The following is a 14,006-nucleotide window of genomic DNA, read 5'->3' on the forward strand; positions in this document are numbered from 1 at the left end:
TCGTGACAGCGTCACCTCGCCGGCACGATCAATGCGGCCAGGCGAATTCGGCCAGCACCGGGTAGTGGTCGGAGGGCAACACACCGCCTGGGCGGGTATCCAGCGTGGAAAAGCGTGTTGGTGTCAGGCCACGGAACAGGATCCAGTCGATGCGTCGGGTCGGTTGCGTGGTGAAGTCCTGGAAGGTTTTTTCCGGGCCTTGCGGCGTCGAGACGCGGGCACGTGCATCGCCAAGCGTGGCGGTGAGGATGCGGTAGGTGCCTTGGTCAGGATCGCTGTTGAAGTCACCGGTCAGCACCACCGGGATGTCGGCCGGCAGCGACGCGATGCGCGACAGGATGACGCGCGCGCTGTGCTCGCGGGCGGCCTCGTCCTGGTCGCGGTGGGCGAAGTGCGTGTTGAGCAGATAGAAGCGGCGCTTGTCGCTGCGGCGCTCGAACAAGGCCCAGGTCACCATGCGTGGCAGGTCGGTATTCCAGCTGCGGCTGCCGGGCACCTGCGGCGTTTCCGATAGCCAGAAGTCGCCCGATTCCACCACCGACAACGTGCGGCTGTCGTAGAACACGCCCATGTGTTCGCCGTTGCCGTCGGCGTCGCGGCCCTTGCCGAACCAGCGGTAATCAGGCAGCTGTGCAGCCAGATACTGCGCCTGCTCCTGCACCAGTTCCTGCATTCCGAAGACGTCCGGGTGCGCTTGTTCGATCGATGCCACCATCGCCGTGCGGCGCACGGCCCAGCGCTTGTCACCGTCGCTGTCCACCGGCACGCGCACGTTGAACGACATCACCCGCAAGGGCACAGGCGCGGGTGCGGCCAATGCAGGCAGGGCGATGCACAGCAGCGCGAGTGCGGCGAGCAAGGAATATGAGATAGCGCGAAAGGACAAGCGTGGCATGCAGGCGGATTCCTCAAGGACCAATCGGCGAGTCTAATCGGCCTGCATGACCGAAATGTCATTGCGACACCGCGCCGGCTTGACGTTATCGCGCATCGGCGTAGCATTTGCAGCAAGCCAGCGGATAGACCGCTGGCTGCCTAGCCAACCGTGAGGGATTCTCATGGCATCGCAGTACGACTATCTCGTGTTTATCGGGCGTTTCGAGCCCTTTCATAACGGCCACGCCGCCGTCGCCCGCCATGCGCTGGGCAAGGCGAACAAGCTCATCGTGTTGATCGGCTCTGCCGACACCCCCCGCACCATTCGCAATCCGTGGACCGTCGCCGAACGCGCGGTGATGATCGAGTCCGCGTTGCCGGGCGAAAGCTCGCGGCTGATCCTGCGCCCGTTGCGCGACCATCTGTACAACGAAAGCCTGTGGATTGCCGAGGTGCAGCGGCAGGTTGCCGAGGCCGTGCAGGCCGATGGCGGCACGCTCGATGCACGCATCGGCCTGATCGGCATGGACAAGGACGCCAGCAGCTATTACCTGCGCGAGTTTCCGCAGTGGCCGCTGGAAGACGTGCAACATACCGCCACGCTGTCGGCCACCGAATTGCGCCGCTACCTGTTCGAGGCCGGCGAGATCGGCTTCCACGGTGGGCTGCTGATGCTGCGTGGCAATGTGCCGGCGCCGGTGTACGACATGCTGGACGCGTTCCGGCGCAATTCGCCGAGCTACGCACAGCTGGTGGCCGAATACCGCTTCATCGAGCAGTATCGCGCCGCGTGGAAGGACGCCCCGTATCCGCCGACCTTCGTCACCACTGATGCAGTGGTGGTGCATTCGGGCCACGTGCTGCTGGTGCGTCGACGTGCCGAGCCGGGCAAGGGCCTGTGGGCATTGCCGGGCGGTTTCGTCGGCCAGGACGAAGGCCTGCTGGACGGCTGCCTGCGCGAGCTGCGCGAGGAAACCCGGCTGAAAGTGCCGGTGCCGGTGCTCAAGGGGTCGTTGCGTGGGCGCCAGGTGTTCGATCACCCCGAGCGCAGCTTGCGCGGGCGCACCATCACCCATGCCTTCCACTTCGAGTTTCCGGCCGGCGAGTTGCCTGCGGTGCGCGGGGGCGACGATGCCGACAAGGCGCGCTGGATTCCGCTTGCGGAAGTGATGGCGATGGGGCCGCGCCTGTACGAAGATCACCTGCATATCCTCGAATTCTTTCTGGGTCGCGGCTGAGAGCGACAACGGGCGCGTGCCGTCGTCCACCAAAGGCATCCGCGCGCAATCCAAGATCGGCTCGAACCGTAGCCTCCCGCCGGCGGACAGACCGCCGGTTCACCCGACGCGAAGGAGCTTCCGTCATGCATTACCTCGATAACCTGCTGCTCAACACCGACAGCTACAAGGCCAGCCACTGGCTGCAGTATCCACCTGGCACCGATGCGGCGTTTTTCTATGTCGAATCGCGCGGTGGCGTCTACGACCAGACCGTGTTCTTCGGCCTGCAGTCGATCCTGAAGGAGGCGATCAACCGGCCGGTGACGCATGCCGACATCGACGATGCCAAGGCCTTGCTGGCCGCGCATGGCGAGCCGTTCAACGAAGCCGGCTGGCGCGACATCGTCGATCGTCTCGGCGGGCAACTACCGATCCGCATCCGCGCCGTGCCCGAAGGCGCGGTCGTGCCCACGCACAATGTGTTGATGACGATCGAATCCACCGATCCCAAGGCGTTCTGGGTTCCGTCGTATCTGGAAACACTGCTGTTGCGCGTGTGGTACCCGGTGACGGTGGCAACGGTGAGCTGGCAGGTGAAGCAGGTGGTACGCGATTACCTGCAGCGCACCAGTGACGATCCGGAAGGGCAGTTGCCGTTCAAGCTGCATGACTTCGGCGCGCGTGGGGTGTCCAGCCTTGGTTCGGCCGCGCTGGGCGGTGCCGCGCATCTGGTGAACTTCCTCGGCACCGATACCTTGTCGGCGTTGCTGCTGGCGCGTGCGCACTACCACACGCCGGTAGCCGGCTATTCGATTCCCGCTGCCGAGCACAGCACCATCACCAGCTGGGGCCGCGAGCGCGAGGCCGATGCGTACCGCAACATGCTGGCGCAGTTCGCGCGCCCCGGTTCGCTGGTGGCGGTGGTATCGGACAGCTACGACATCTACCGCGCGATCCGCGAGCATTGGGGCACCACCTTGCGCGAGGAGGTGATTGCCTCCGGTGCGACGGTGGTGATCCGTCCGGATTCGGGCGACCCGGTGGATGTGGTCGAGCAATGCCTGCTGCTGCTGGACGAGGCATTTGGCCATCAGCGCAACGGCAAGGGCTACAAGGTGCTCAACCATGTGCGGGTGATCCAGGGCGATGGCATCAACCCGCAGTCGCTGCGCGCGATTCTCGAACGCATCACTGCTGCAGGCTATGCCGCCGACAACGTCGCCTTCGGCATGGGCGGTGCGCTGTTGCAGAAGGTGGATCGCGACACCCAGAAGTTCGCGTTGAAGTGCTCGGCCGTGCGCGTGGACGGGCAATGGATCGATGTCTACAAGGACCCGATCACCGACAAGGGCAAGCAGAGCAAGCGCGGTCGGCTGACCCTGCTGCGCGACCGTGCCGATGGCAGCTATCGCAGCGCGTTGCTGGATGAAGTCGACGCGCATGCCGACAGCGAAGATGCGCTGGTGACGGTGTGGGAGAACGGCGTCATGCAGCAGGAGTGGACCCTGGAGCAGGTGCGCGCACGTGCCGACGCCGCGCGCCGCTGACGTTCCCCGCGCGGATAGCGGCATGCACGCCTCCCTCGACGAAGACTCGTTGCTGTCTGCATCGCCGCTGTTGGCCGGGTTGCGCGCGGCCGCGCCCAGCCTGCGGCGGCGTGTGCCGCAGCAGGACGAGAGCAGCCGATGGCATGCATTGCGCATCGGCGAGCGCGCGTATCGGGCAGCGTTGCCGATCACCTTGACCCCGTATGCCTCGGTACGGCCATGTTCGGCGCGCTGCGGCTTCTGTTCGGAAAACCTGCGTCAACACCGTGGTGGCCCGGCGGCAGCGATGTTGCGGCCAGGGCCGGACTACTTTGCGCAGTTGCGCGCTGCGTTGCAGCTGCTGCACGGGGTGCCGTTGTCGTATTCCTTGTCCGGCCTGGAGATGACCGACGACCCGGACTGGTTGCAGGACTTGCTGCAGACCCTGGCGACGACGCCCGACGGCCCGTGCGTGGAGCAGCGTGTGCTGTACAGCAATGGTGCCGGCCTGGCGCGCGCGCGAGGAGCGCAGTTGCTCGATGCCCTGGTCGACTTCGGCCTGTCGTGGATCGAGCTGTCGCGTCACCACCCGCTGCAGGCCGGCAACGACGCGATCATGCGCTTTCGTCCAGACGAGCCCATTGCCGATGCGGCCATTTTCGCGCGGACGGCGCAACGCATCGCAGCGCGTCTGCCGGTGCGGCTGGTCTGCATCGTGCAGCGGGGCGGCGTGGACTGTGCCGATGGCGTGGCGCAGTACATCGCGTGGGCGCGTCGCTGTGGCGCCACGCAGGTGATCTTCCGCGAGTTGTCGCGTCTGGACGATGCGTACCGCAGCAATGGCACCTGGCGCTATATCGCGCAGCATCGCATCGGCATGGAAAGCCTCTTGGCGGACTGCATGCAGCAGCCGTGGTGGTCGCATTGGCAAGCCGACGGCATGACCGAGGGTTATTACTTCTGGAATCTGCGCATGCGCAGCGAGGACGGCCTGGAAGTGGTGTTCGAAAGCGCCGACTACGCGGCCATGCACGCACGCCACGCCACCGGCGACCTCTACAAGCTGGTGTTCTTCGCCAATGGCCGCCTGTGTGCGGGCTGGGACCCGGATGCCGATGTGCTGTGGGAGCCGGCCGGTGGATGAGCTCGATCAGCGCAGCTGGTGGACGCCCACACCGGATGACCCGTCCTGGGCACTGCCCGAGGCGTTGCGCGCAGCCGATCCACTTGGCGGGCGCGACTGTGGCTGGGTCAACCAGATGCGCCCGTTCGTGCGGCACTTCAGCGCGCCGGGCGCGCAGGTGTTCGACCCGTTCTGCGGATTCGGCAGCACGCTGCTGGCGGCCACGCTGGAAGGGCGTGGCGCGCATGGCATGGAGATCGATGCCGCAGGCGCGCAACTGGCACGCACGCGCCTGCAGCGGCACGGCGTGCAGGCGCCGGTGGTGGTCGGCACGCTGGTCGACACCGCGCCCGCCGCGGCGATCGACCTGTGCCTGACCAACGTGCCGTATTTCGGTTGCCGCTGGCACGGTGAGGTGCTGCCCGGGCAGCTGTACGCCAGTGCCGATTACGCGGGCTATCTGTCCGGCATGCGCGCGGTATTGCATGCGCTGCGCAAGCGGTTGCGACCGGGTGGGTTCGGTGTGGCGATGGTGGAGAACGTCGTCGTCGGCGGGCGGGTGATCCCGCAGGCCTGGGATCTGGGGCGGATCCTTGCCAGCCTGTTCACCCTGCGCGAGGAGCGGGTGCTGTGCTACCGGCGGCCGGGCGCAGCGCTGGCGCCTGCAGGCACGCAGAGCAATCGCAGCCACGAATACGCACTGATCTTCCAGCACTGCCGTGCGCGGCTGGACCTGCAGCAGGCAGCGCAGCTGCTGCATGCGTTGCGGGCAAACGGCCTGCCGGTGGAGGTGCACGGCAGCTACGCGCGCTGGCTGGAGTCGCCGGCGTCGGTGCCGGAGGGGCCGGCGGATCTGGACCTGATCCTGCAGGCCGAGCAGCCGCTCTGGGACCGCCTTACCGTGTGGCTGCAGGCGCAGGGATTCGTCCTGAGCCTGTGGGGCGAGCCGTGCCGGGCGCCGGTCGCGCTGGCGGCGGTGCGTGCGCACCACTATCTGCGCGCCGAGCGCATCGGTGCAGACGGCAGCCGCCTGCAGCTGGACCTGCAACTGCCAGCGGATGAACCGCCGTTGCCCTGAGCCGGCCAGGCGACGCCGCGCGCACATGGGTTGCGGCTATGCTCTGTGCCGGTTTTGGATGCCGGAATGTCTCCATGTCTCGTTCTTCCCTGATTGCGCACGGCGCCCTGCTTGGCGCGCTGGCAACCCTGGCTGGCTGCGGCGGCAGCAAGGGCGACACGATGCTGATGCGCGAGTCGTTCAATTCCGACGACACCTATTCGCGCAATGTGGCAGCCACCTCGCCGCAGGCCTGCGAGGCCGCGCGACGGGTGTTGTTGAGCCAGGGCTATGCGGTGACGCGTGCCGATGCCGCCGCGGTGGAGGGCAGCAAGAACTTCCAGCTCAAGGAAGCCGAGCAGAGCGAACAACTCAACCTGCGCATTTCCTGCGCCACGCAGGACGGCGGCAAGGCGCAGGTGTTCGTCAGCGCATTGCAGGACCGTTACGCGCTGAAGAAGAGTTCGACCTCGGCCAGCGTCGGGGTGGGCGTGCTCGGCTCGCTGTCGCTGCCGGTGGGCAGCAGCGGCGATTCGCTGGTGCGCGTATCCAGCACCACGGTGCAGGACGCGGCCTTCTACAAGCGGTTCTTCGATCGTCTGAATTCGTATCTGCCCAAGGTTACCGAGGCGGTGCCCGCGGCTGCAGCTGCGGTGCCGCCATCGCCTGCGCATGCAATGCCAGTGGCACCGGCGGCCCCCATGCCTGCGGCGACTGCGGCCACTCAGGCGGGCGAGGCGACCAACACGCCCGCTGCCGCGCCGTCACCGGTTGCAGCGCCGGTCGCTCAGCCCCCTGTCGCGCAGCCGCCGGTGGCACCGTTGCCGGTGGAAGCGCAAGACCCGCCACCGACGCCGGCCGAGGTGCCGCAAACCGAGCCGGCAACACAGCCGTGAGGACGTGATTCAGGCTCTGTGCCAAAGCCTGAATCGCTGGCCGCACGCTTCACGTTGCGTTCTCGACCAACTGGCGAAAGTGGAACCATGACTCGCCGAAGGGGCGAGATGGAGACAGACGATGAAGATGCGCAATTCCCTCGTGGGTATGTCCCTGATCGCGTTGATGGCGACGAGCACCTTGGCGCAGGCGCAGACGCGGTCGCATCAGCAGCGTTATACCGAAGCAGATGAAGGCCGCAAGTTCGGTGACGGAACGCGCGTGCGCTGCCGCAATGTCGAAGTGCAGAAGAACTCGACCGATCCCAATCGGATTGGTGGCACCGTCGCCGGCGCTGCCATCGGCGGACTGCTCGGCAATCAGGTCGGCGGCGGCAACGGCAAGAAGCTGGCCACTGTGGCTGGCGCGGTCGCCGGTGGTGCAGCGGGCCGCACCATCCAGGGCAACCGCCAGCAGACCAATGGCAATCGTCAGGTCGAGCGCGTCTGCGAACGTCGCTGAGAATGATGTATTGAATCCTTCGAGCCCCGGTCCTGCCGGGGCTTTCTACGTCTGAGGGTGCAGCGCCTTGCTGCCGATCCGCGTCACCGCAACTAGATGAGTGTTTTCCGCAGCTCCCGCAAGCGATTGCAGGCAGGACGCATGCGGCTTGCGTTCGCAGCCGCACCTGCGGCTGCACCGCATGGACGGCGTGGTCGCCTTGGCGTGCGCCTGTGCGCTGCCGCGTTGCTCGCCGCGCAGCTGCTGCAGTCCGCCTTGGCCACGCCGAGCGAGGCCGCGCGCAAGGCCCCGGTGGACTGCGTCGATATCCTGTTGCGCCAGCTCGGTTGGGAGATCGGCAACGCTGCGGTGAGTGCGCCGGTGATCCAGCGCGGCAAGCCATGCACGCGCGCGTCGCTGGCGCAGGCGCGCGCGGCCGGCGATCTGCAGCTGACGCTGCCGGCCAGCTGGAACGCGCAACAACGCGCTGCCACGCTCGTGGCCTTGCTGGACGATACGGCGACCCAATGCGCGTATGCGTTCGAACTCGGTGCGGCCACGCGGCGCGCCGCCACACGGCTGCAGGACAACCCGGGCTACCGGTTTTCGGCGCTGCAACTGGGCTGGATCGGCTTCGGCTGGCGCGGCGCGGCATCGCAGGGCTGGAGCGGCTTTCGCAGTTTCGGGCGGGGCTATCAACCGCGCGGCAGCAATGCGCAGGCGCTGGATGCGTTCTACCACGGGCAGGTGCGCTCCGAATGCGGGGTGGGACGGCAGGTGGCCCAATTGGCCACGCAGCGCGAACTGTATGGCGATGCGGGATTCGATCAGGTGTTCAGCGCCGGCGAGTTGTCGATCGGCACCTTTCTGACCCTGCACGACACCGACAGCATCCTGCTGGGTGCGCATGCCGGCGACTTCTTCGCCGACGGCAAGGCGGTCAGGACCGCGCAGCTGGGGCGCCAGGCGTTTGTCGGCGCGCCGGGGTTCATTGCGCATGTGTTCGACAAGTCGTCCCTGGACGACATCCACAACCAGGCCGAGAACTTCGTGGTGGTGGATGTGAGCGACGCAGCCGCGCAGGCGCTGGCCCAGCACGGCGGCTTTGCGCATTACGACGCGCGCAACCGGCAGATCTGGGAGCTGGCCAGGGAGCTGCGCGGGCCGGGCAAGCGGCGCTTCGAGCGGCTGCTGTACGAGCGCGATGCCGCGCTGCGTGCCACGCTCGACCCGCAGCAGCAGGTACGCCTGCAAACGCTGCAAGGCCTGTTGGATGACCCGTTCTACCAGGGCTTTCTGGTGTACGTGCATCCCAAGGGCATCAAGCCGATCGGGTACCACGTGGCGCGCCTGCTCGATCGCAACCCGCGCACGCCGTATGCCATCGACCTGACCTTGCACAACCTGCGCAGCACCCTGTACTGGCGCTGGATCGACTGGCAGCTGCAGCAGTGCGGCGCCGGCACCGCCGCGGAACAATCCATTGAGAATTCCGCCACGCCGGCGTACGCCGGGCGTGGCACCCTGCACTGATCAGATCATGAGGAGCGATTATGGAACTGGGTATGGTGGGTTTGGGCCGCATGGGCGCCAACATGGCCGAGCGCCTGGTGCACGGCGGACACCGCGTGCATGGCTACGATCCGGGCGAAAGCGCGCGTCGCAGTGCGCAGGCCAAGGGCATTGTCACCGCTGATGCGCTGGCCGCGCTGGTGTCCGCGCTGCCGAGCCCGCGCGTGGTGTGGTTGATGGTGCCGGCGGGCAAGATCGTCGACGACACTCTGGCGCAGTTGCTGCCGCTGTTGCAGCCTGGCGACATCGTCATCGACGGCGGCAATTCGTACTACAAGGATTCGCAACGCCGCGCCGCGTTGTTGCAGGCCAGCGGTATCGCCTTTGTCGACTGCGGCACCAGTGGCGGCGTCTGGGGCCTGCAGGAAGGCTATAGCCTGATGGTGGGCGGCGACGAAGCGGCGGTGACCACGCTGCATCCGGTGCTGGCCACGCTGGCGCCGGCCGCGGACAAGGGCTGGGGCCGGGTCGGTCCGAGCGGTGCGGGCCACTTCACCAAGATGGTCCACAACGGCATCGAGTACGGAATGATGCAGGCCTATGCCGAGGGCTTCGCGCTGATGCAGCACAAGACCGACTTTGCGCTGGACCTGCACCAGGTCGCCGAGATCTGGCGCGACGGCAGCGTGGTGCGTTCGTGGTTGCTGGATCTCACCGCCGATGCGCTGGCGCACAATCCGACCATGGCCGGGATTGCACCGTTCGTGGCCGATTCGGGCGAAGGCCGCTGGACAGTGGCCGAGGCGATCGACCTGGAAGTGTCGGCGCCGATCATCACCTTGTCGCTGATGGAGCGCCTGCGCTCGCGCGACAAGGATTCGTTCACCGACAAGCTGCTGGCCGCAATGCGCAACCAGTTCGGTGGTCATGCGGTCAAGACCACCACGGAAGCCGCGCCGACGATCGGCAGCAAGGACGTCTGAGCGATCGCGCCGACGCCTGCGCGCCTGCATGGCGCGCAGTGCAGGTCTGTTCCATCGCGTCTGTGTCCGGCGACTGCCGGCGTGCCCGCTGACTGAGTGCAGTGCGCATTGATGCGGTGCCCGCACTTGGCACCGCAGGACGCGGGCGCGCCATTGCCGATGCCGAATATCGGCTGGGCGCCTGCACCGGCGCCCGGCCGTGCATCAGCCGCGCGAAGCCGCGCTCGCGTCTTCCAGCCATTGCACCTGGCCCGAGGCGGCGCTGCGTTGCGCCAGCTCCAGCAGCTCCATCACCTGCACCGCGTCGGCGCCGCTGACTGGCGCCGGGCCGGTGCCTGCCAGGGCATCGCGGAAGGCGGCGTAGCACTGCCGGTAGTCGCCCGGCGTGGTGTCGGGTTGATGGGTGTGCACGCGGCCTTCGTCGTCCACGCGGGTCAGCGTGCCCGGGAGTGGGTCCACGCCCCAACCGGCGGTTCCGGGGCGGCGTCCGGCGCGTAGCTGGTCTTCCTGCGTGTCCAGCCCGTGCTTGAGATAGCTGCCACGGGTGCCGTGCACGGCAAAGCGCAGGCCACTGTCGGCCACCAGCGAGCCGGCATGCAGGATCACGCGCAGCCGCGGATACCGCAGGGTGACGTGGAAGTAGTCGTCGCTGCGCGCCTGGTTGCGTTGGCGCTGCAGATCCGCACCGATCGCCTGTGGCGTACCGAACAACTGCAGCGCCTGATCGAGCAGATGCGGCCCCAGGTCGTACCAGAGACCGGCGCCGGGGATGTCGCTCTCGCGCCAGCGGTCGCGCACCTGCGGCCGGAAGCGGTCGAAGTGCGAATGGAATTCCACCACCTCGCCCAACTGGCCTTCGTCGATCAGCCGGCGCACGGTCAGGAAGTCCGCATCCCAGCGCCGGTTCTGGAACACGCTGACGATGCGTCCGGCCGCTGCGGCAGCAGCCACCAGCGCGCGCGCCTGCGCGGCGTCCAGCGCGAAGGGCTTGTCGACCAGCACATGCTTGCCGGCTGCCAGGGCCTGCAACGCGAACGGCGCATGGGTCTGGTTGGGAGTGGCCAGCACCACCGCATCCAGCGCGGGATCGGCCAGTGCCGTATCCAGATCGGCAAGCACGGCGACCTCGGGAAAGTCGGCCTGTGCCTGCTGCGGCTTGGACGACACCACGCTGTGCAGTGTCAGGCCCGGAGTGCTGGCGATCAGCGGGGCATGGAAGGTGCGGCCGACATAGCCATAGCCGACGACGGCCAGATTGAACGGTTTAGGCATTGAAAACGGTTCATCGCAACGACGGAAGAGGCCTGCATGGTATTGCACACACCCGTGTGCGCCGGGTTCACAACCCCTGCATCCGGCAGTCACGTGTGCACGACGAGCGCCACTGCAGACTCCAGCCACATTCAACAGGAGGGACTATCCGATGAAGAACATCACACAGGTACGTAAGCTGCTGGCCGTGGCGCTGTCGCTGGGTCTGGCGCTGGGCGCCTCGCAGGCATTTGCCGCGCCGCAGGAACACGCCGACCACAAGGACCATGCCGCAGGCATGAACGAGTCCAAGAAGCCGGTCACCGACACCTGGATCACCACCAAGGTGAAGGCCGACCTGCTGGCGACCGACAATGTGTCGGGCACCGACGTCAAGGTCGAGACCAAGAATGGCATCGTCACCCTGACCGGCACGGTTGCGACCAAGGCCGAGCACGACAAGGCCGTGGCAGTTGCCAAGGGCATCGAAGGCGTCAAGAGCGTCAAGTCCACCGGTCTGAAGGTGGTCGCTGCAAAGATGTAAGTGCAGCGGTAGCGAATGCCGGGCCAGCCGAGGCGAGGCGGCTGATCCGAGCACGAGGCGCACTCCCAGGAGTGCGCCTTTTTGTTGTCTGCGCCCGACGCAGGCAGGCCGACGGGCGGCGGGGCGCTCGCGCCATTTTCACGTTTACTGCACTTATCATATGCCCATTCAGCTATGTCGCCATCGGAGCGACCAGGCTGAATCGTTAATCTCATCTCTGGCCTGATCGGACACAATACCGACTTGCCTTCGGGGCCCTGGCAGCGAGCGGACACAGACCTAGCAATGCAGACAACGGTCCAAGCAGACAAATGGGATCGCTGGCGCCTGCCGTTACTGGCGGTTGCCGTGTTCCTGATTGTGGTGGTGCCGTCGTTGCTGCTGCAGCAGATGGCGCACAACGCCAACCAGGCCGCAGTGTGGGTCTCGCATAGCCAGGACGTGCAGGAGACTGCCCAGCGTCTGGAAGCGGCGATGCGCGACACCGAATCGGCGGCCTTGATGCGCTCGCACGGCGTGCAGCGCCCGGCCCTGCTGGAGCGCATGCGGCGCGGCCGGCGCGAGTCAATGGACGCCGTGCAGCGGTTGATCGTGCTGACCAAGGACAACCCCGCGCAACAGGTGCGGATGGGGCGCATCCAAAGCACCATCGAGCGGCGCCTGTTGCTGGCCGAGCGGGTTGCGGTGACCACCGACCCGGAGCAGATCCGCGCACTGATCAACGACATGACCCTGAACAACCCGATCCGCGTGCTGATCGACGAGTTGCAGGAGGCCGAGGGCAAGCTGCTGGAGTTGCGCAACGTGCGTGCCGAGACCGAGCGGGCGCATTACGCGGTGTTGAGCTGGGCCACGCTGGTGGTGCAGTTGCTGCTGCTGGGCACGGTGACCTGGTTGCTGCAGCGGCAGATCCGTCGCCGCCTGGCGGCCGAGCAGGAATACCTGCGCGCCAACGGCCGCGCGTCGTCGGTGTTGCAGACCGTGCGCGAGCCGATCGTGCTGCTGGATTCCAGTCAGCGCATCCTGCTGCACAACCCGGCGTTTGCCGAGCTGTACGGGCTGGAGGAGCGCGGCAACGAATCGATGGCGCTGGATGACGTGGGCGAGGGCGTGTGGCGCGATGCGCAGATCCATCAACGGCTGGCCGACGTGCTGCTGCGCGGCCGCGAGTTGTGGGATTACGAACACGAGCAGCGCGCTGCCGATGGCGTGCTGCGCACCATGCTGATCAACGCGCGGCGCATGCCGCTGCCGGACACCAGCGACGAAGACGTGGTACTGATGACGGTCAGCGACATCAGCCTGCAGAAGGCCTCGCAGCTGCGCATCCAGGAGCTCAACCGGCAGATGGAAGGCAAGGTGGAGCAGGTGTCGGAGGTCAACCGCGAGCTGGAAGCCTTCAGCTATTCGGTCTCGCACGATCTGCGCGCGCCGCTGCGCCATGTGGCTGGATTCTCCGACAAGCTGGCGCGCCATCTGGGCGATGCGGCGGACGAGAAATCGCGTCACTACATGGAAGTGATCAGCAGCTCGGCGCGGCGCATGGCCTCGTTGATCGACGATCTGCTGGTGTACTCGCGCCTGGGCCGCAGCGCGCTGCGGCTGCAGGCGGTGGACATGCAGTCGCTGGTGTCGGAAACGCGCGCGATCCTGGATTCCAACGTGCAGAGCGAGAACACCGGCCACCGGGTGGACTGGCACATCGCGCCGTTGCCGGTGCTGGTGGCCGACGAAAACATGATGCGCCAGCTGTGGATGAACCTGCTTGGCAACGCGGTGAAATACAGCGCCAAGCGCACGGTGGCCAGGATCGAGGTCACCTACACGCCGATGGCCGACGGCGGCCATCAGTTCAGCGTGCGCGACAACGGCGCCGGCTTCGACATGGAATACAGCGCCAAGTTGTTCGGTGTGTTCCAGCGCCTGCACAAGGCCAGCGAATACGCCGGCACCGGCATCGGCCTGGCCAGCGTGCGGCGCGTGCTGACGCGTCACGGCGGCCGGATCTGGGCCGAGGGCGCGGTCGATGAAGGCGCCACGTTCTATTTCGTGCTTCCCCCTGCGCTTGAAGCGCCCAACCAAGAGTTCACTGTATGACCGCCATCCGTACCATTCTTCTGGCAGAAGACAGCCCGGCCGATGCGGAAATGGCCGTCGATGCCTTGCGCGAAGCCCGCCTGGCCAATCCCATCGTGCACGTCGAGGACGGCGTGGAAACCATGGACTACCTGCTGCGCCGGGGCATCTTCGCCGATCGCGAGGAAGGCCTGCCGGCCGTGTTGCTGCTGGACATCAAGATGCCGCGCCTGGACGGGCTGGAAGTGCTCAAGCAGATCCGCAGCGAGGAGACGCTCAAGCGCCTGCCGGTGGTGATCCTGTCATCCTCGCGCGAAGAGAGCGACCTGGCCCGCAGCTGGGACCTGGGCGTCAATGCCTACGTGGTCAAGCCGGTGGACGTGGATCAGTTCTTCAACGCAGTCAAGACGCTCGGCACCTTCTGGGCGGTCATCAATCAGGCACCGGAGCTGGACTGACCC

General features: G+C 66.6%; 13 protein-coding genes. 11 read left to right on the plus strand and 2 right to left on the minus strand.

All coding sequences use genetic code 11. The features are described from left to right. Window positions 1-28: 28 nt before the first annotated feature. Window positions 29-895: an endonuclease/exonuclease/phosphatase family protein gene (locus tag EO141_RS02570; protein WP_127168463.1), complete on the minus strand. Its 867-nt coding sequence runs from the start codon at window positions 893-895 to the stop codon at window positions 29-31. 163 nt (window positions 896-1,058) lie between these two features. Between EO141_RS02570 and EO141_RS02575 the strand changes: the two genes are divergently transcribed. The 8 genes from EO141_RS02575 to gnd all read left to right on the plus strand — a co-directional run bounded on the left by EO141_RS02575 (window position 1,059) and on the right by gnd (window position 9,674). Further along, on the plus strand, window positions 1,059-2,114 hold the full coding sequence (locus EO141_RS02575; RefSeq protein WP_127168464.1) for a bifunctional nicotinamide-nucleotide adenylyltransferase/Nudix hydroxylase: 1,056 nt from the start codon (window positions 1,059-1,061) through the stop codon (window positions 2,112-2,114). 125 nt (window positions 2,115-2,239) lie between these two features. After that, window positions 2,240-3,643: a nicotinate phosphoribosyltransferase gene (locus tag EO141_RS02580; protein ID WP_127168465.1), complete on the plus strand. Its 1,404-nt coding sequence runs from the start codon at window positions 2,240-2,242 to the stop codon at window positions 3,641-3,643. 22 nt (window positions 3,644-3,665) lie between these two features. Then, window positions 3,666-4,766 carry a hypothetical protein gene (locus tag EO141_RS02585; RefSeq protein ID WP_127168466.1) on the plus strand — a complete coding sequence of 367 codons (1,101 nt, stop codon included), beginning with the start codon at window positions 3,666-3,668 and terminating at the stop codon, window positions 4,764-4,766. Further along, a complete protein-coding gene (locus tag EO141_RS02590) occupies window positions 4,759-5,823 on the plus strand; it encodes a DNA methyltransferase (protein ID WP_127168467.1) in 1,065 nt (354 codons plus the stop codon). Before EO141_RS02585 ends, EO141_RS02590 begins: the two co-directional genes overlap by 8 nt. 74 nt (window positions 5,824-5,897) lie before the next feature. After that, window positions 5,898-6,698 (plus strand): DUF2242 domain-containing protein, encoded by an 801-nt coding sequence (locus EO141_RS02595; RefSeq protein ID WP_164739033.1) that lies wholly within the window; start codon window positions 5,898-5,900, stop codon window positions 6,696-6,698. Between the two features lie 121 nt (window positions 6,699-6,819). Then, entirely contained in the window at window positions 6,820-7,200 is a 381-nt protein-coding gene (locus EO141_RS02600; protein ID WP_104583789.1) for a glycine zipper 2TM domain-containing protein, read from the plus strand. 141 nt (window positions 7,201-7,341) lie between these two features. After that, window positions 7,342-8,712 carry a hypothetical protein gene (locus EO141_RS02605; protein WP_241236613.1) on the plus strand — a complete coding sequence of 457 codons (1,371 nt, stop codon included), beginning with the start codon at window positions 7,342-7,344 and terminating at the stop codon, window positions 8,710-8,712. A 20-nt stretch (window positions 8,713-8,732) separates the two neighbouring features. After that, window positions 8,733-9,674, plus strand: coding sequence for a phosphogluconate dehydrogenase (NAD(+)-dependent, decarboxylating) (gnd, locus tag EO141_RS02610; RefSeq protein ID WP_104649208.1), 942 nt, complete (start codon window positions 8,733-8,735; stop codon window positions 9,672-9,674). A 204-nt stretch (window positions 9,675-9,878) separates the two neighbouring features. On the opposite strand, the gene EO141_RS02615 is transcribed toward gnd, so the two are convergent. Next, entirely contained in the window at window positions 9,879-10,946 is a 1,068-nt protein-coding gene (locus tag EO141_RS02615) for an oxidoreductase (protein WP_127168469.1), read from the minus strand. Window positions 10,947-11,097: 151 nt separating this feature from the next. On the opposite strand from EO141_RS02615, the gene EO141_RS02620 reads away from it, so the two are divergent. From EO141_RS02620 to EO141_RS02630, 3 genes are all read left to right on the plus strand, one after another. After that, window positions 11,098-11,469, plus strand: a complete 372-nt coding sequence (locus tag EO141_RS02620) for a BON domain-containing protein (protein ID WP_164739034.1) — start codon at window positions 11,098-11,100, stop codon at window positions 11,467-11,469. 285 nt (window positions 11,470-11,754) lie between these two features. Next, window positions 11,755-13,566 (plus strand): ATP-binding protein, encoded by a 1,812-nt coding sequence (locus EO141_RS02625; RefSeq protein ID WP_104649206.1) that lies wholly within the window; start codon window positions 11,755-11,757, stop codon window positions 13,564-13,566. Next, entirely contained in the window at window positions 13,563-14,003 is a 441-nt protein-coding gene (locus EO141_RS02630) for a response regulator (RefSeq protein ID WP_104583792.1), read from the plus strand. Before EO141_RS02625 ends, EO141_RS02630 begins: the two co-directional genes overlap by 4 nt. The last annotated feature ends 3 nt before the right edge of the window (window positions 14,004-14,006 follow it).

The organism is Xanthomonas sp. BRIP62415, from assembly GCF_003993515.1.
Taxonomy (GTDB): Bacteria; Pseudomonadota; Gammaproteobacteria; order Xanthomonadales; family Xanthomonadaceae; genus Xanthomonas; species Xanthomonas euroxanthea.